The organism is Streptomyces sp. NPDC001530, from assembly GCF_042894545.1.
Classification (GTDB): domain Bacteria; phylum Actinomycetota; class Actinomycetes; order Streptomycetales; family Streptomycetaceae; genus Streptomyces.
Genome location: NZ_JBIAVS010000031.1, coordinates 18,277 through 36,550, shown reverse-complemented (window position 1 = coordinate 36,550; position 18,274 = coordinate 18,277). Strand labels below are relative to the sequence as shown.

The 18,274-nt window shown below is 68.8% G+C and carries 10 protein-coding genes; 5 read left to right on the top strand and 5 right to left on the bottom strand.

What is annotated here, in order from left to right; translation table 11 throughout:
• Positions 1-12 precede the first annotated feature (12 nt).
• Complete coding sequence (locus ACFY0T_RS43540; protein ID WP_388884060.1) at positions 13-1,542, top strand: helix-turn-helix domain-containing protein; 1,530 nt, start codon at positions 13-15, stop codon at positions 1,540-1,542.
• A 132-nt stretch (positions 1,543-1,674) separates the two neighbouring features.
• Here the strand turns inward: ACFY0T_RS43540 and ACFY0T_RS43535 are convergent, their stop codons facing one another.
• The 5 genes from ACFY0T_RS43535 to ACFY0T_RS43515 all read right to left on the bottom strand — a co-directional run bounded on the left by ACFY0T_RS43535 (position 1,675) and on the right by ACFY0T_RS43515 (position 12,868).
• On the bottom strand, positions 1,675-2,292 hold the full coding sequence (locus ACFY0T_RS43535; protein WP_388884058.1) for a hypothetical protein: 618 nt from the start codon (positions 2,290-2,292) through the stop codon (positions 1,675-1,677).
• Positions 2,293-2,347: 55 nt separating this feature from the next.
• Positions 2,348-2,650: a hypothetical protein gene (locus ACFY0T_RS43530; protein WP_388884056.1), complete on the bottom strand. Its 303-nt coding sequence runs from the start codon at positions 2,648-2,650 to the stop codon at positions 2,348-2,350.
• Positions 2,647-3,789, bottom strand: a complete 1,143-nt coding sequence (locus ACFY0T_RS43525; protein WP_388884054.1) for a hypothetical protein — start codon at positions 3,787-3,789, stop codon at positions 2,647-2,649. The genes ACFY0T_RS43530 and ACFY0T_RS43525 overlap by 4 nt, the downstream gene beginning before the upstream one ends.
• A gap of 44 nt (positions 3,790-3,833) precedes the next feature.
• Positions 3,834-4,058 carry a hypothetical protein gene (locus ACFY0T_RS43520; RefSeq protein WP_240634269.1) on the bottom strand — a complete coding sequence of 75 codons (225 nt, stop codon included), beginning with the start codon at positions 4,056-4,058 and terminating at the stop codon, positions 3,834-3,836.
• A gap of 173 nt (positions 4,059-4,231) precedes the next feature.
• The gene (locus tag ACFY0T_RS43515; RefSeq protein ID WP_388884051.1) at positions 4,232-12,868 is read right to left on the bottom strand and encodes a DNRLRE domain-containing protein; all 8,637 of its coding nucleotides are present in this window, start codon (positions 12,866-12,868) and stop codon (positions 4,232-4,234) included.
• A gap of 305 nt (positions 12,869-13,173) precedes the next feature.
• On the opposite strand from ACFY0T_RS43515, the gene ACFY0T_RS43510 reads away from it, so the two are divergent.
• The 4 genes from ACFY0T_RS43510 to ACFY0T_RS43495 all read left to right on the top strand — a co-directional run bounded on the left by ACFY0T_RS43510 (position 13,174) and on the right by ACFY0T_RS43495 (position 18,211).
• On the top strand, positions 13,174-13,713 hold the full coding sequence (locus ACFY0T_RS43510) for a hypothetical protein (RefSeq protein ID WP_388884049.1): 540 nt from the start codon (positions 13,174-13,176) through the stop codon (positions 13,711-13,713).
• A gap of 55 nt (positions 13,714-13,768) precedes the next feature.
• A complete protein-coding gene (locus ACFY0T_RS43505; RefSeq protein ID WP_388884047.1) occupies positions 13,769-15,319 on the top strand; it encodes an N-acetylmuramoyl-L-alanine amidase in 1,551 nt (516 codons plus the stop codon).
• Positions 15,320-15,785: 466 nt separating this feature from the next.
• Positions 15,786-17,759 (top strand): serine/threonine protein kinase, encoded by a 1,974-nt coding sequence (locus ACFY0T_RS43500; RefSeq protein WP_388884045.1) that lies wholly within the window; start codon positions 15,786-15,788, stop codon positions 17,757-17,759.
• Positions 17,760-17,863: 104 nt separating this feature from the next.
• Positions 17,864-18,211 (top strand): VOC family protein, encoded by a 348-nt coding sequence (locus ACFY0T_RS43495; protein WP_388884043.1) that lies wholly within the window; start codon positions 17,864-17,866, stop codon positions 18,209-18,211.
• Positions 18,212-18,274: the final 63 nt, after the last annotated feature.

Sequence of the window (18,274 nt, the reverse complement as noted above, 5' to 3'; positions counted from 1 at the left end):
AGCCTCAACCTCATGACAGACGACTACCTCGTACGCATCGGCAAGCTCATCCGTGACGCCCGTCAGCACCGGGGCTGGACACAGTCGCAGCTTGCCGAGGCGCTCGGCACCAGCCAGAGCGCCGTCAATCGCATCGAGCGCGGCAACCAAAACATCAGCCTTGAGATGATCGCCCGAATCGGTGAAGCCCTGGACAGCGAAATCGTCTCGCTGGGCTATGCGGGTCCGATGCATCTGCGCGTCGTCGGCGGACGTCGTCTGTCCGGCTCGATCGACGTCAAGACCAGCAAGAACGCGTGCGTGGCGCTGCTGTGCGCGACGCTCCTGAACAAGGGGCGCACGGTGCTGCGCCGCGTCGCCCGCATCGAAGAGGTGTACCGCCTTCTGGAGGTGCTCGGTTCGATCGGCGTCCGCACCCGGTGGATCAACGACGGCGTCGACCTGGAGATCGTGCCGCCGAGCGAGCTGGAGATGGAGGCGATCGACGCCGAGGCCGCCCGCCGTACGCGGTCCATCATCATGTTCCTCGGCCCGCTGCTGCACCGTATGGACGGCTTCAAGCTGCCGTACGCGGGCGGTTGCGACCTCGGAACGCGCACGATCGAGCCGCACATGATCGCGCTGCGCCGCTTCGGGCTCGACATCGCCGCCACCGAGGGGCTCTACCACGCACAGGTGGACCGCGCGGTCTCCCCCGACCGCCCGATCGTGCTGACCGAGCGCGGCGACACCGTGACCGAGAACGCGCTGCTCGCCGCGGCCCGCCACGACGGCGCGACCGTCATCCGTAACGCGTCCTCCAACTACATGGTCCAGGACCTGTGCTTCTTCCTGGAGGCCCTGGGCGTACGGGTCGACGGCATCGGCACGACCACGCTCACCGTGCACGGCGTGCCGAACATCGACGTCGACGTGGACTACTCGCCCTCCGAGGACCCGGTCGAGGCGATGAGCCTGCTCGCCGCCGCCGTGGTCACCGAGTCCGAGCTGACGGTGTGCCGGGTGCCGATCGAGTTCCTCGAGATCGAGCTCGCGGTACTGGAGGAGATGGGCCTCGACCACGACCGCACGCCCGAGTACTTCGCCGACAACGGCCGTACGCGCCTGGTGGACCTGACCGTCCGGCCCTCCAAGCTGGAGGCGCCGATCGACAAGATCCACCCGATGCCGTTCCCGGGTCTGAACATCGACAACGTCCCGTTCTTCGCGGCCATCGCGGCCTCCGCGCAGGGCAAGACGCTGATCCACGACTGGGTCTACGACAACCGGGCGATCTACCTCACGGACCTCAACCGCCTCGGTGGCCGACTCCAACTCCTCGACCCGCACCGCGTGTTGGTCGAGGGCCCGACCCGCTGGCGCGCCGCCGAGATGATGTGCCCGCCCGCGCTGCGGCCCGCCGTGGTCGTCCTGCTGGCGATGATGGCGGCCGAGGGCACCTCCGTGCTGCGGAACGTGTACGTCATCAACCGCGGCTACGAGGACCTCGCCGAGCGGCTCAACTCGATCGGCGCCCAGATCGAGATCTTCCGGGACATCTGAGCGCTCTCTGACAGAAAGCCGCCGCGCCCGGCCTGACCTGCGCAAATGCGGGTCGGGAAGGGGCGTAGCGGCCCCTGTGGGATCTCTCTGGGACTTTGGGCCGGAACGGAGCTGTTCCCAGAGCGGCTCGGGCTACGCGAAGACCGCGTCGATGGCGGCGTTGCTCCCAGACACAAGACCTGTCCGGGGTGTCTCCTCCAGCGCGGCGATCACGCCGGACTCGGCCAGGGCGGGCTTCCAGACGCAGGAGTTGAGGCAGTTCCGGTTGATCGCCATGCGCTCGCACCCAGTTACCAGGAGGTTGTACGTCCTCGGCCGCCGGTGCTTGGCTTCTACCGGCGTCGGGCAGGGGCCATCGCGGACCTTGCGGCCCTTGGGGAGCGCGAAGCACAGCTTCGTCCGCACCATCTTGACCTGGCGTCGGACATGGACGGCTTCCTCGTCGAAGTCGATGTCCTCCATGCACAGGCCGAACGCCTCTCCTTGGCCGAGGCCAAGGCCCGTGCCGGTCTCGACGAGGACCCGGTAGCGCTCCGGCAGAGCTGTGCGTACCGCCAACACGCGCTCGGGCGGCCAGGCGTCGACCCGGCCCGGCGCGGCTGCCGACGGGCGGACCGTACTTGCGCGGCATGGATTGCGTGCGAGTCGGCGGTCCTCGACGGCGGCCTGGAGTACGCCGGCGCACGCGGCGAGGGGCCGGCAGCGGCAGCAGTCCCAGGACCTGGCCCGCCGCCGTGCGCCGGATGGCACGGTTTGGCATGTGCCCCCCTCTTCAGCACGGCTGCCGTGTCTGCGCTCCGCTGCGTCAGAGCTGTCCGGCGACGCCGATCACCCGGTAGACGCACACCAGGAGGATCGCCGCGCAGATTCCCCTGGACAGCAGGCGCCGCGACAGCGAGGTCACGGCCACCAGCGCCGAGACGGCGGCCATACCGACGCAGAGCAGCACTCCGACGGCCCCGTCGTTGTCCCGCCGTCCGGGGAACGCCGCCGGGTTGTCGGCCTCGACCGTCATGGCGAAGCTGAACAGCACCAGGAGCGCCGCCACCGCATAGAGCACGGCGGCACCGAACGACTGGGCGACGGAGTCCGCTCGCCCCGCGGTCATCGGCTCACTCTTTCCGGCTTCGGTCGAGGAGGCCACACACCGCGACGCCTGTCACCAGGAAGGCGCCCATGGCCGACAGGAGGGCGACCTCCTGGTACGACGGTGGGGTCCAGCCGGACCGCGACCGCGGCGGCGCCCGCGAGGACCACGCAGCGATGCGCGCCACCAGGCCGAGCAGGGCGGCCCGGCGACGCCTCGCGCGCCGCGCCCACGCACGCCACCACCGCCGTCACGGACCGGCGGCCAGGGCCGTCAGGGGAGTGCCGAAGAGGAGCCCGTAGCGGATCTCCAGGGCCGGCACGAAGAACACCGTCAGCCAGTGGCGCAGGGCGTGCACCACGAAGGACAGCGTCGGAGTGGCGCCGCCGGTCACCCGGGACGCAGCCCGGCCGGCACCACCAACGCTGCCGACGCGAGCGGCAACCGGTCGTCCAAGCGGCGCAGTTTGTACAGCAGCGCGGTGCCGTAGGCGACCAGCACCAGCGCGCCGAGCGCCCCCAGTGAGCCGATGAACACCAGCAGGCCCGGCGCGGTGGCCGGACCCGCGAGGTCGCCGTGTCACGGCCGGCCAGGCGCGCGAGCAGCACGGGGGTGACGACCGCGGACACGGCACGGATCACCAAGTCGTCGACGGTGTACGGATTGCGCAGATCCCACTCGACCAGGCAGAAGACGGCCGTGTACGACACTGACGCCGACGGCGGCAGAGCCGAGCGGGCGATACGGCGGTACAGATCCGCGTCCAGCCAGCGCACCACCGTCGCGAACGCCAGCAGGACGAAGGGGAGTTCCAGGAAGGCCGTCACCCGCAGCACGCTCGGCGCGAGCAGTTCGGGCGCCGGGAAGTGCGCGGCGAGGGTGCGCAGGGCGGGGTTCGCCGACGCCAGGTCGAACCAACCGGCGGGCAGATAGCGCGAGATGAAGGAGGGGTCGCCGTCGTGCACGCGCAGCACGTAGACCGTGAACAGCACCTGATTGACGTAGACCAGACCGGTCACCAGCGCCGGCGCGGCGGCGGGTGAGACGGAGCGGCCCGCCGCCGCGGCTGGAGGGCCGGGGCGGCGGGCCAGGACACGCGGGGTGATCGCGAGGGCCGACACGGCCGACGCGACCACCACCACGTCCACGAGTACCCGCATGTTCATCACCCGTGCAGGTATACCTGCGCGGACGTGCCGTTCGCTCAGAACCGGCGCGGACCCTCGAAATTCCAGTGCTCGATCAGGGAAGGAACCTGGGTCCAGACCACGATGAGCACTACCAGAAGACTCAGGGACACTCCCCAGGCGGCCTTCCACCTGCGGGACACCACGGCGGCGGCCAGCAGAAAGACGGCGGCGAACAAGAGGATGAAGTTGGCCCCCGCAACGTCGTCGGGGTCACTCGTGGGTCCGATTTCCTCGCCCACGAACGGAAGGCTCAAGGCCAACCAGAACAACGTGGCAAGGTACAGGCACGCGGCAACGACCGCCCTGGACCACAGGCCCCCTCGACTTTCAGGGAAAACCACTCGCCAGTCCTTTCCATTCGAAACTCGGTGTGCTGCACCCGGACCCGGGTGCAGCACACCGACCGTGGACCCTACCCCAGGAGATCTCGCAGCATCGGCTGCCACCCGACTATGCGAGTGCCGTAGCTCCTCGAACTGCGAGCGGTGGCATAGAAGTCAGGCCCGCCCTGATAGTAGGCACCGACATTCTGCGTGTCCGCGTCCGTGAAATCTCCCGCCCCTTGGCCCGGAGCAACCTTGTCCCGGGCGTCGGACAGATACCTTGCCGCCAGGAAAATGTTCTGGACATTGTCCTGGAGCGAACTCTTGATCTCACTCCGCTGATAACCGCTCAGATTACGGGGGTCATATCCGAGCAATTCGGCGGCTGCGTCGATCTGCATGCTGATGTTGCCGTACGAGGCGTCGTCACCGTTCATCACCTCTCCCGCGAGGTCCGTGATCGGCGGCTTGCCCGAGACCTCGTTGTAGGCGACACCGGCCAGCAGCGTAGCCGGGATGTCGTTCTTCGCCGCGGCAGCCTTGATGGTGTCCGCGTATGCGGCGACGAAGTCCCCCTTGTACTGGGCCCGGTCCTCGTCGACACCACCGAAGACCCAGTTCCAGAGCTGCTGCGCCCCGTCCCAGTCGCTCCAGACGTCGAGGTCCTTCTGCGAACCGTAGTGGTCGGAAAGCCCCATCAGCTTCAGGTGCTCCATCGAGAGCTGCTTGGTGGGCGTGCTGCACGCCGGCGGACAGCCGGCGCCGATGGTGACCAGCGTGGAGTCGGCGGCAGGGGTCTTCGCCCCTTCGGCCATCTCATGCTTGATCATCGGGGTTTCGCGGTAGACGCCTCCGCACATCCCGGTGATGTCGCAGCTGGTGTGCCCGTCCATCTCGATGAAACTGCTCGGGTTGCCGCCGGCGAAGGCGTACCGGTTGCCGGTGAACGGGTCGGTGCCGAGGCCCATGTCGGCGAGTGCGCCGTTGTACATGTCCCGCGTGGTGAAGCGGTTCAGGCCCGGGTTGTAGTCGCGGAAGCCCATGTCGTACGTCTCGGACTGGGCGTCCCAGCGCTTGGCGTTGAAGCGGTACGGGTTGTAGGCCTCCTTGGTGGGGTCGGCGGCGTCGGGCTTGTCGATGCCGGTGAACTCGGAGTCGTCGTCCTTGCCGTAGGCGGTGTAGCCGTACGTCGCCTTGGTGTTGCCGTCCTTGTCGGTGAGCGTCTCGACATCGGTGTGGTTGTTGTAGCCGTAGTAGCCGTCCTCACTCGTGCCGTCGGTGTTGTGCTTGACCTGCGACAACCGCTCGCCCCACGGGCTGTACTGGTAGGACTTGGTCAGCTCGCCGGCCACCTTCTCGTCCAGGACCTCGCCGGACAGGCCGAGGTAGGTGAAGTCGGTGGTCTTGCCGTCGGCGGTCTTGGACGCGGTGCGGTCCAGCGGGTCGAACGTGTACGTCGTCGCCTTCAGCGTGCCGGTGTCGTCCATCTTCTCGGACTTCACGACGTGGTCGAAGCCGTCGTAGGTGCTGCGTTCGATGATCTGGCTGCCCGAGGTGACCGATTCCTGGCGGCCGAACGGGTCGTAGTTGTAGTTCGCCGTGGTGGTGCCGGTGGTGGCGGTCAGCAGGCGGTTGCGGTCGTAGTCGTAGTCGGTGGTGGTGTTGTCGACGGTCTGGCTGATGACGTTGGCGTTGTCGTCGTGGACGTACGTCTCCGTCCCCGCGCCGTTACCGGTCTTGACCGACTCCTTGAGGCGGTCGGCCGGGTCGTAGCTGAAGTTCGTGGTCGAGTCGAGGTAGGCCGTGTTGTTGTCGGCGTTCATCTTCTTCGCCACGTCCTGCGCCTTGTTGCCGTTGGCGTCGTAGGCGTAAGTGTGGGAGGAGACGAGGGTGCCGTTGGCCTTCTTCTCGGCCGACGTCTTCAGCGCGGCGTTGAGGTAGTAGGTGTAGTCGACGGTGTTGCCGTTGGCCTTGGTCTCCTTCAGCGGCTGGCCGCGGTCGGTGTAGGTGTACGACGCCACCTTCGGCGACGCGTCTGTCGGGGTCTTGCCGACGGAGACCGTCTTGACCAGTTCGCGCAGGTCGTAGCTGTACTTGGAGAACTGGTCGGGGTGGGTGATCGTCTCCGGCTGGCCGTTGGCGTCGTAGGTGTACGACGTGGCCTTCTTCTCGGTGCCGGAGAGCGCCTCGGTGACCTTCTGGACCTGGTTGAGGCCGGTGTAGGCGACCGTGTAGGCGTCGATCTTCGCGGTCGACGAGGTGTCGTCGATCTTGGTCAGGTTGCCGTTGAGGTCGTAGGTGTAGGCGAAGTTGTTCTTCTCCGTGTCCGCCGGGTCGCCGGTGGTGTCACGCACCAGCTTCACCCCGTCGGCGACCGTGATGCCGCCGCTGTTCTGGAACAGCTGCAGCTTGGCCGCGTTGCCCTGCTTGAAGGAGAACGACCCCAGCGACACCCAGGTGCCCTGGTTCGCGGTCGCGTTCTGGTCGATGGTCTTGTCGGTCGTGCCGGTGGAGTGCGTCACGGTGTACTTCGCCGTGGTCGCCGCCCCGGTGACCTTCGGGAACTTCACGTACGCGGTGTACGTGCCGTCCTTGGGGATGTTCAGCGTCCAGGTGAACGCGTCCGTGCCGGTGCCCGCCGCGTGCGTGGCGTGGTCGTAGCCGTGCTGACCGGTGATGTCTCCCTTCGCCCAGGTGCCGGTCTTCGAGGTGTTCTGGGTGTCGGAGTTGTCGACCAGGACGACCGACTTGCCGGCCGGGACACCGTCGTCGGAGCGAGCCTTGACGGAACCGTCCGCGTAGTACGACCACGTCATCGTGCGGTTGGAGGAACCGCCCGCCGAGGTCAGGGTGCGCTTGGTCTGCTGCCCCAGTTCGTTGTAGTCGTAGCTGGTGGCGATGTCCCACGGGTCGGTGGAGGATTCCACCCAGCCGTTGTCGAAGTAGCTGTAGTTGGTGTCGTTGCGGACCGTCTCACCCTCCGACGGCGGCAGTGACGTCTTCGACACCCGGCCCACCTTGTCGTACACGGTCTGCGTGTAGACGTTGGGGTTGTTGTAGCGCGAGTCCGCCGGGTCGTACGGCTGGTACTGCTTGACCGGCCGGTTCAGCACGTCGTACTCGGTACGGGCGGTGAACGCCGTGGTGGTCCCGGCCGCGACGGCGCGCGGCGTGATCACCTTGGTGGTGTTGCCGACCTGGTCGTACTCGTACTTCGTCGAGCGGGTCGTGGTGCCCTCGTAGGGGACCTTGACCTCGCTCTTCATGCCGCGCTCGTCGTAGGTGACGGTCGTGGTGTTGTTCTCTGCGTCCGTGGTCGAAGTGACCAGCGAGTCCTTGTCATAGCCCCGCTTGTTGGTCTTGCCGGCCGCGTCCGTGACGACTGTGACCCGGTGGTTCAGGTCGTAGGCCGTCTTGGTGGTGTAGTCGGTGGTGTCCGCGGTCGCGTTCTTCTTGGGGTCGATGACCGTGACGACGTTGCCGACGTTGTCGTACTCGTAGGAGACCTTGTCACCGGCCGCGTTGACCACGGAGGTGAGCTCGTAGATCTCGTCGTAGTGCTGGGTGGTGACGTAGTCGGTGGTGTCCGTCGTCGTCGCCGTGCCCTTGGGCTCGGTCGTCGTCTTCAGATTGCCGACCCTGTCGTAGGTGTACGTCGAGGTGCGCGGGTCGGTCAGGTTGTTCGCCGGCGCCGTCGCCGACTTGACCTGGTCCGCGTCGTCGTACACCGCCGTCGACACCGAACCGTTGGGTCCCGTGGCCTTGGTGACGTTGTCGTTGGCGTCGTACTCCGGAGCCGGAGTGGTGATCAGGACACCGCTGTCCTGCTTCTTCGGCGACGTGCTGACCAGCGGACGGCCGAACGTGTCATAGGTCTGCGTCGTCACCTTCTGGTTCGCGTCGGTGACCTGCCTGACCTGACCGCGTTCGTCGTAGACGAAGTCCGTCGAGTCGGACTTGGCGTCGGTGATCCGGTTCGGATAGCCGGCGGGGCCGAAGTCGAAGAACGTCGTCGGGTTGCTGTTGGCGTCCGTCGACTTGGTCAGCTGACCGTAGGCGTTGTACTCGTACTTCGTGGTGTAGTCGTCCACCGTCGCGGTCGACACGCCCTTGGGGTCGGTGACCGTCTTCAGGTTGCCGAAGGTGTCGTAGCCGAACTGCCAGGCGCGGCCCTCGGGCGACGTCTTGCGGAACAGGTCGGCGGCGAAGCCGTCGGCACGAGTCTGGTACTCGTACTTCGCCGCGTTCGCCGGCCACTTGGAGGGGTCCGTCACACAGGCGGTCACCTGGTCCGGCACACCGGCCTTGTTGTTCTCCGCGTCGCGCTGCCAGAGCGGGTAACCCGTCTTCTGGTCGTAGCAGTACGCGGTCTTGGCGCCGTTGTCCTCCTCCAGGTACGTGACGTTGTTGTCCGCGTCCCAACTCATCTTCGTGACCTGGGACTTGGCGTTCGTCGTCTGCACCGGGCGGCCGAAGTCGTCCGTGACGTGCTTCGTCACGTGCGTCTCGGCGTCCGTCACCGTGGTGTCGGTGTGCTTGGAGTTCGCGGTGTTCACCGCGTACGCGAAGGTCGTGTCACCGCCCAGCCGGTCGGTGATCTTCTTGGTCCACCAGTGGTACTTGGGGTCGTCACCGGCCTGTGGCGCGTAGTAGTCGAGCACCGTGTCATGGCCGCGCGGGTCCTTGATCCTGACCAGCTTGACGTTCTTGTTGCCCTGGATGGCGTCGTAGGTGAACGCGTACACCTTCGGCTGGGACGAGCCCGCGCCGTCGGTGAGCTTCGTCAGCAGGCCCTGGTCGGAGTACTCGAAGGTGAGCTTGCGCGTCGAGATGTCCGTGATCGACTGGACGTGGTCCTCGACCTTCGGGCTGCTCGCCTCGGCCTTGGTGTAGTAGTCGACGGTGAGCGACTGACGGCCGGACGGGTCCGTGATGTAGCTGAGGAACTTGGTCGGCTTGTTGTTGGACTTGCGCTCCTCGTACGTGTATGTCTGCGTGTTGCCGTTCTTGTCCACGATGGACGTCAGATAGCCGTCGCAGCCGAAGAGGAAGCGGGTGCCGTCCGGACGCATCAGCGTCCACGCGTCCGGCTCCGGGTCCTTGTCCGGGTTGCAGTCCAGGCCCGGCTTCATCGTGATGCGGTAGTGGACACCCGCCGGGGCCTTCCAGGAGCCGTCGGCCTGCTTGGTGAAGACGTGGGTCGTGCCGTCACCGTCGGGCAGCCGGATCTCGGTCGGGTTCGGGTTGGGGTGGAAGTCCAGCGGCGCGCCCAGCCGGATCGGACCGGCCAGCTGCGCCGACCAGCCGCCACCGAGCACGGTGTCGGACGTGTCCAGCGAGTTGTAGGCGAAGCGGCCGAACGTCGTCAGACCGCGTCCCGGGTTGGAGAACGCGTTGTACGACCACACGCTGTTGCCGGAGGCGACGTTGTTCATCACCGTCGACCCGGCACCGGTGTTCTTGCCCGTGTAGGAGTAGAACTTCTCCAGACCGAGGGAGTTGGAGGTCGGGTCCTCCACCGCCACGTTCTGCTTCAGGCTCGGGATGCCGCCGGTCCCGGCGGACAGCCAGCTGCCGTCGGAGATCTTGCGGACGTCCCAGCCGAGCACGTAGTCCGTGCGCTTGTTGCCGTTGTCGCTGTTGATCGGCGTCTTGACCTGCGCCTGCAGCACGGTCGACTGGCCGGGGGACAGGGCCGGGACCGGCGTCGAGACCTGGTTTCCGCCGTTGGTGACGTCCGTGCCGTCGGGCAGCTTCCAGGTGTACGACAGCTCCCGCTCACCCGCCGCCCACGCGGTGTTGGTGGTGTTGGTGAGGGTGAACTCGACCGTGTAGGTGGAGTTCGGGGTCATCCGCGCCGGGGTCTTGGGGGCGTAGTACGTCGACTCGGTGGTGGAGTCGATGTAGCTCACGACCAGACGCGGACGCAGCTTCTTCTCGGGCGCCTCGGAGGACAGGAACACCGTGCGCTCCTGCTTCACCGACTCGTCCGCCGTCTTCAGCAGCACACCCTGGTTGGAGCCGGGGGTGCTGACCCAGCTCTGCACCAGGGAGGTGGCGCTCCAGTCGTGGCGGGCCGGGTCGTTGCTGAGCGCGGGGACCGTGTCGGCGACGGTGGCACCGAAGTCACCGCCGGCGGTGGTCCAGTTGGTGGTGGCGTTCGCCTTCACCCAGGTCGCCGACGCCTCGTCGAAGTCGCGGGTCAGCGGTCGCATCTCGTAGACGGCGCCGGTGTTCTCCGTCGTCGTCTGCGTGCCCCACAGCCGCAGGGTGGCGTCGAGGACGCGGGCGCTGGTGGGGATGTCCGACAGGGCGGGGAACTTCAGCAGGCCGCGCGTGGTGCCGTAGGTGGGGGAGTTGTTGCCCACCGCCAGCCACTTCTGCGCCACGCCGTCGGTCAGGGTGTCGTGCGGGGTCGTCGACTCCGTCTGGGACAGCGTGGTGTCCTGCCCTGCCTCGACGATCTTCGTGGTGCGGCCCGCCTTGGGTAGCCGGACCAGCTGCGTCGGCGCGCCGATCACCTGTCCGTCCTTGGTCTTGACCGCGACCATGTAGTAGTACGCGCGCCCGAACGGGTCCGCGCTGTCGGCCGCGGTCGGCGTCGCCGAGGTGTCCGTGTACGCCGTCGAGGACGAGGACACCGGCGCGACCAGGGTGGCCGAGGACGGCGTGAACGTCTGGTAGATCGAGCGGTGCACCTGGTACTCGACGATGTCGTCACCGGTCGCCGTCGAAGGGTCGTTGTACGCCGACCACTTCAGCTCGGCACCAGTGGCGTGGATCGTCGTCGGCGCGTCCAGGTCCACACCCGGGCGCCCGTAGGTCAGCACCAGACGCGGGTAGTTGGCGGACTCGCCCTCGTAGGCGTACTCGCTGCCCTCGTAACGGGGGCCGCCCTTGGGGGCGGTGGACGACTCGTCCGCGGCCTTGACGACGAAGCCGTAGTTCGTGTTGACCCCGTCCATCCAGGACTGAACCGTCTTGGTCACCGGGAAGGAGTGCCAGACGTTCACCTCGGAGGGCTGCTTGGTGACCACACCCCCCTTGGTGAACCGCACGGCGTCCGCGATGACCGAGGTGGTCGTCGAGGCGGGACCGTCACCGAGGACGATCTTGCCGGCGGTACCCGCCTTGAACGGGTGGGTGCCCAGCGTCTTCCACACCCCGGCCGAACCGGCCTGCTGGTTGACGCTGTAGGCCTGGCTGCCGCCGTTGTAGGTGACGGTGTACGGCGCGTTGGTCGCCCGGTCCGAGGCGGGCACGTAGTGTGCCTGGACCTGGTAGTCGCCGTCCTCCGGCAGGTTCGGCTGCCAGGTGTAGGTGTCCCCGGCGACCGTGTCCTTGTTGTACAGGTAGTCCTGGTTCACCGCGTACTGCGTGTACGCCGTGTTCCCGGACGCCGGCCAGGAGCCCCGGGCGGCCGTGGTGCCCGCGTCACCGTCGTCCACCAGGACCGAGGTGCCCGACAGCTCACCGGTGATGCCGTTCGCGCTGTTCCAGGTCGCGGTGTCCTCACGCCAGTCCTGGGTCGCCCGGTGCGCCTCCAGGTTCACCTCGGTGTCACCGGCGGTGTGCGTCTGGTCGTAGTAGAGCTTCAGGTCGGCCGAGTCCAGCCTCGTGCCCGCCGGCACCCCGGTCAGAGGGAACTTCAGCAGGGCACGCGAGCTGCCGGTGGTGGTGTTGCCCACCGACAGACGCCAGTTGGTGTCGTAGTTCGACCCCGGACCGTCCGAGGAGATCATCACGTCCTGCGCCGTCGCCGGCGTCGGGGCGATCTGGATCGTCGGGTCGATCGTGACCGGGTACTGCCGCTTCGGCGACGCCAGCCACTTCGCGTCGGGGGTGACGGTCAGCTTCCAGGCCTTGCCGTCCCGGGTCAGCTGCTGGCGTACGGCGGTGGAGTACGCGGTGCCGTACGGCGACCCCGCGTCCTTCTTCGCGTCCGCCATGAACGGCGCCGGGATGACGAGGACCGGGTTGGTGCCCTCGCCGTAGAACGCGATCGAGCCGTCCTTCGCGGCCTTCGGCGTGAGCCCGTCGGCGTCCAGCGTGAAGGTGAACTTCACCGGACCGTCGGGACGTTCGGCCAGGGTGATGTTCTCCTTCACCCGGCCCGCGCCGACCTCGTACGACAGATCCGCGCCCGCCACCGCGTCGCGGTAGGTGACGGTCTCACCCTTCGCCACCGGAGTCAGGGACGCGGCCGTGGCCTCCAGGCCCAGCGTCACCGCGTGGCCGTCGGCGGACTCCACCCGCATCAGCCGGTCCGGATCGCTGCCGAACCAACTGCTCGCCGCATTCGAGGTGTTGGAGAACTCGTAGCCGTCCCGGCCGCTCTTGCGCACCCGGGCGTCGATGTCCCGCCACGACTTCCCCGACCGGTAGGCGGTCGGCACGGCCGACACCTCGGCCTGCACCCGTCCGTCGGACAACTGCCAGAAGCGGGCGTTCGCCGTGCGCCTGGCGGTCAGTTCCTTGACACGCTTCGCCTTCGGCGCCACCCTGCCCTTCGGCAGCTTCTGCCGGTCGGCCACTCCTGCCTCGTCGTGTGACGACGGCTTGTCCAATTCCACGTCGTCGTCCGCGAACCAGCTCTTGATGCTGTCGACGATTCCATCGCCGTCACCATCCGAGCCGGACGCGGCATAAGCCACCTGTGGCAGCAGTGAGGTCGTCACCGCGGCTGCCACAAGGCACGCCAGTGCCCTGCCCAATCTGGGACTCACGCCAAACCTTTCCATCGACGGTCGTTGAAATCCACCGCATTTCCCGAGCTATCCCTAAGAGGGCCGGCCGAGGGCATACGCAGTGGCGGCCGGAGGTCTAGTGATCCAACTGATGCAAAGTCAAGTGCCAAGACAATCCATCCACTTGGCGCGGTAGTCCCTGCAAAACGGCCATACGGGCGCGGGCTGATGTCCGATATTTCCGCTCGCTGGAAAAGGGCCGACGCCGTGGGGTATAAACCCGCCTGGCCTCAGTCCGCGCGAGCTGAGTACATCGGTAATTCACCTGTCGAGGGGGGAAATGAATGGGCGACAACAGCTCGAAATCCGACGAACTACCCGACGCCGAAGAGCGGGCACAAGCCGAAGAGCGTCCGCAGGGCGGGGAATCCGGCGCCAAGGCCGTCCGCCCGGACCGCGCGGGGGTGATCACGGCCGCCGTGGCGTTCGCCGCGTGCGGCGGACTCGTGCTGTACGGGGTGCTTTCCCCGGGCGGCGAGGAGAAGAAGAAGCGCGAGGTGCCCACCGCTTCGGTCACCTACGAGGTGACCGGCACCGGCACCGCCGACATCACCTACCAGGCGCGCAGCGAGTCCGGGAAGGCGACCGTCGTGAAGGCGGCCGCCCTGCCCTGGCGCAAGACCGTGCCCGTCCCGCTCGGCCGCAGCCCCGTCGTGAGCATCGTGCTCGGTGAGAAGGGCGGCCAGGCCCGCTGCGCCGTCGCCGTGCAGGGCCGGCACATGCAGAGCGCCACCGCGAGCGGCGGTTTCGGGCGCGCCACGTGCACCGGGACGCTGCCCAGCCCGAGTTCGAGCCCGAACCCGGCCGACGCCGCCGCGGGCTGACCGCGCACCCCCCTCGCGCCCCACAGCAAGCGACAGCGAAAGAAGAGGGAGGGCCATGAGCCCCAGAAGATCCCGCGCGCGCCGCACGCTCGGCCGTTCACGCACCACTTGGCTGGCCGTCGGCGCCACCGTGCTCGGCGGCGCCGGGCTGGCGACGGTCGCGGTCGCCTCCGTTCCCGGCGACGGCTCGGGTACCGAGGACACGGCCCGCCCGGCGAGCGCGCAGACGATGGCGTTCGGTGGAACCGGCAGGACCAAGCGCACGCTGCCGCGCACCGAGACCAAGACCTTCTCGCTGATCGGTGTCTCCTGGGCGGACCACACCAAGCGCTTCGACGGCACCGCCCAGATCCGTACCCGCAGCGCCGAGACGGGCGAGTGGGCCGACTGGCGCGACCTGGACTTCGACACGGTGGCGCCGGAGACGGACGAGACGAGCGCCGTCGACACGCGCGGCGCCTCGGAGCCGTTGTGGGCGGGGCCCTCCGACGGGGTCGAGGCGCGCGTCCTGGCCGACGGCGCGCAGACGGCCGTACCCGAGGGGCTGCGCCTGGACCTGGTCGACCCCGGCACCACGCCCAAGTCCAAGGGCACCGGCGCCGCGAAGCCCGGCAAGACCACGGCGACGACGGCCCCCGCCGGGTCCGAGGAGGCCCCCGCACCGGTGCCCTCCACCAGTTCCCCGGAGACGGTCCCGAGCGTCGGCGACGACACGGCGACGCCGAGCGCGCCCGCCGAGTCCACGGCCGGTACGACCGAGCCCGCCGCCTCGCCGACGGACACCGCGTCCGCCGAGCCGAGCGCACCCGCCGAGACCACGACGCCGGCCGAGTCGCCGACGCCCGCCGACCCCACCACACCGGCCGAGTCGCCGACGCCCGTCGACCCCACCACGCCCGCCGGTTCGCCCACGCCGACCGACACGGCGGCGCCGGAGCAGTCCACGCCGCCCGCCGAGCCGAGCGCGCCCGCCGAGTCCACCGCCCCGGCCGGACCCACCGCGCCGGCGATCCTCACCCGCGCCGACTGGGGCGCCGACGAGTCGCTGGTGAAGGACCCCGCCGAGTACCTCACCAAGGTGGAGGCCGTCTTTGTCCACCACACTGCGGGCACGAACGACTACACGTGTGCCGACTCGCCCGCCATCATCCGCGCGATCTTCGTCTACCACGTGCAGACGAACGGCTGGAACGACGTCGGCTACAACTTCTTCGTCGACAAGTGCGGCACGGTCTTCGAGGGCCGTGCGGGCGGCGTCGACAAGCGGGTGCGCGGCGCCCACACCTACGGCTTCAACGGCGTCTCCTCCGGCATCTCCCTGCTCGGCGACTACGAGAACGGCGGCACCCCGACCCCCGAGGCGCTGTCGGCCATCTCCGACGTCGCCGCCTGGAAGCTGGGCCTGGACGGCGTCGACCCGCAGGCCCAGGTGACGCTCACCGCGGCCGGTGACACCGGCGTGTACAAGACCGGCGAGAAAGCCACCCTGCACACCATCTCCGGCCACCGCGACGGCTACGCCACGCTGTGCCCGGGCCAGGTCCTTTACGACCGCCTACCGGACATCCGCACCCGGGCGGCTGCTTCCCCGTACGCGGCCAAGTGACCCCGGCGGCCCCGCACACGTCCGGCGTGTGTGCGGGGCCGCCGCCATATCCGTACGTCCGCGTTCAGCTCCCAGCTTGCCGCCACGGCACTGGTGGGAGGCTCCTGGGACTTATCTGGGACCTCCGGCTGCGTCAACGGGCACGACCGTGAAACACCTGAAAGGCCATTCGTACTGGTCAGCGCCCCGACCGCCCATCGCACCAGGTCTCGCGGGGCCGCCGGGTCTTTTCCGGGACATCCAGGGAGCGGTTGGCTGACGGTCCGTCGGCCAACGTTACGCCCACCTGAGACCCCGTCAGTCTTCACGGAGAGCAGCGGGGTCTTGGTCGTTCTCTGGTGCCGGCAGGGCATACGAAGCCGGAGCGGCTCCATCGAATCCGCCCGCGTCGAAGTGGCACGGAACCAGCTCCGAGGGACCCATGATGCAATGGGGCCACAGAGTAGATCTCGGGGTGGAGTGGCGCGTGTTGAGCAACGGTGGGCCCGGCGCGGGGAGTTTCCAGCCGCTGGAGGACGGCGATCCGCAGGTCGTGGGCGGCTACCGGCTGGTGGCGCGGCTCGGGTCCGGCGGGATGGGGCGGGTCTATCTCTCGCACACGCCGGGCGGGCGGGCCGTCGCGGTCAAGGTGATCCGGCCGGAACTGGCCGAGAACGCCGAGTTCCGCAAGCGGTTCCGGGCCGAGGTGGCCGCGGCGAGCCGGGTGCACGGGCTCTATACGGCTCCGGTCGTGGACAGCGACACCGACGGATCCATGCCGTGGTGTGCGACCGCCTATGTGCCGGGGCCGTCGCTCGCCGATGCGGTGCACGACCACGGGCCGCTGCCCGTCGACACCGTGCTGCGACTGATCGCCGGTGTCGCGGAGGCACTGCAGGCGGTGCACCGCGAGGACATCGTGCACCGGGACCTCAAACCGTCGAACGTGCTGCTCGCCGCCGACGGGCCGCGCGTCATCGACTTCGGTGTCGCGCGGGCCGCGGACGCCACGTCGGTGACGCAGAGCGGTATGGCCCTCGGCACGGTCGCCTATATGGCGCCGGAGCAGGTGCTCGGCGGGGAGGCCGCCGCCTCGGCCGACGTGTTCGCGCTGGGGCAGACCGCCGTGTTCGCGGCGACGGGCGGCGCCGCCTTCGGGGGCGGGGACCCGCACGCGGTGCTCTACCGGGTGGTGCACGAGCAGCCCGACCTCAGCCAAGTGCCGGGTGAAATACGAGAGTTGGTGGCGTGGTGTCTGCGCAAGCCCGCCGCCGAGCGACCTTCCGTCGAGGAGATCATCCGCTCCGTTCAGACGATCCAGGCGCATCGCGGTGACGACGCGCGGTTCACGTCCGGGGCGTGGCTGCCGGGGGAACTGGCGGCGGGGATAGCGGCTCGGACCGAAGAGGCCCATCAGGCCCGAGCGGGAGTGGCTCCGGGCGCTCAGGGTCCCGGCGGTTTTGCGCCCACGCCCGGCGGTTCCGAGCCGGGCGGCTTTGTGCCCGCGCCCGGCGGTTCCGAGCCGGGCGGTTTTGGGCCCGCACCCGCCAGTTCCGGGTCCGGCGGCCTCGGGCCCACGCCCGGCGGTTTCGGGCCCCCCATGGCCTACTCCCCCACCTCGCCGTCCCATGCCGCGCTGCCCGGGCCGTTTGTGATGGGGCCGGGAGCCGCGCAGGGTGCGTACGCTCCGCCCGCATGGCCGCAGCAACAGGAGCCGGCCGCCGCGCAGACCTCCTCGGTGGCCACGGGCGGCAAGGGCGGCAAGGCCCGGGTCTGGATGCTGTCGGCGGCTGCCGTCGTGCTCGTCGCCTGTGGAGCGACCGCCGCGCTGCTGCTCGTCCCGGGGGACGGCGACAAGAACGACGACCGGGCGCAGGAGGTGGCCGCGTCGCGGTCGGCTTCGACCGCCGAGGCGTCACCGTCGACGTCCGGCTCCTCGTCCGCCAAGGCCTCGAAGAAGCCGAGGCCCAGCAAGTCCGCGCTTCCGCCCAGCCCTTCGGGGCCCGCGACGCCCACCCGGGCCGCGACCTCGGCCCCCGCGAGCGCCGCGTCCAGCGAGCCCGCGGCACCGAAGGCCCCCGTCCCGGTGACGTACTCCGGGATCCGGATGACCGCGAGCCACGACCTGTATCTGGCGGACACCCCGGTGCGGTCCAAGGCGGACGACGGGAAGTCCGACGAGGATCTGACGTACGCCGTCTACTCCGCGGGTGCGGTCCTCGCCCCCGGCACCACCTCCGGCAGCTCCCTCGCCCTGCTGCCCGTGGGGCGGCAGGGGAGTCTGGACGCGTGCAAGGCGGCGACCGGCTACAAGAGTTACATCTGGGTCAAGGACCTCACCGTCGGCCAGCAGATGTGCGTCATCAGCGGGACGGGACACGTGGGGCTCGTGACGTATCGGGGCTCGTCCGGGACGACGTACGCCACCCTGGACGTGAAGGTGTGGCGCAACGCGGCCTAGGGAACGGGGAGTGCCGAACTTCGGCCCCGGCTGCGCCCGGCAGGGCGCCTCGATACGCTGACTCCGCCCTCAGAAGCATCCGACCTGACCACCGGAGCCGCGAGATGCACGTTCGACGAGTCGTACCCAACATCCAGTCGGTCGCCCCGAAGGAGAGTGCCGAGTTCTACGGCCTGCTCGGCTTCGAGGAAGTCATGAACCTCGGCTGGATCGTGACACTGGCCGCCGCCGAGAACCCCGCCGTCCAGGTCAGCCTGATGGCCGACGACGCGACCGCCCCCGTGGCACCGGACCTGAGCATCGAGGTCGAGGACGTCGACGCGGTGTACGCCGAGGTGCGAGCGAGCGGTGCCGAGATCGTGCACCCGCTGACCGACGAGGAGTGGGGCGTACGGCGCTTCTTCGTCCGGGACCCCAACGGCCGCGTGGTCAACGTCCTCAGCCACCGCTGACGCCGCATCCCCAGCTGACGCCGCCGCCACAGTTGGCGCCGCCGCCCCTTCCCGGAGCGGCGG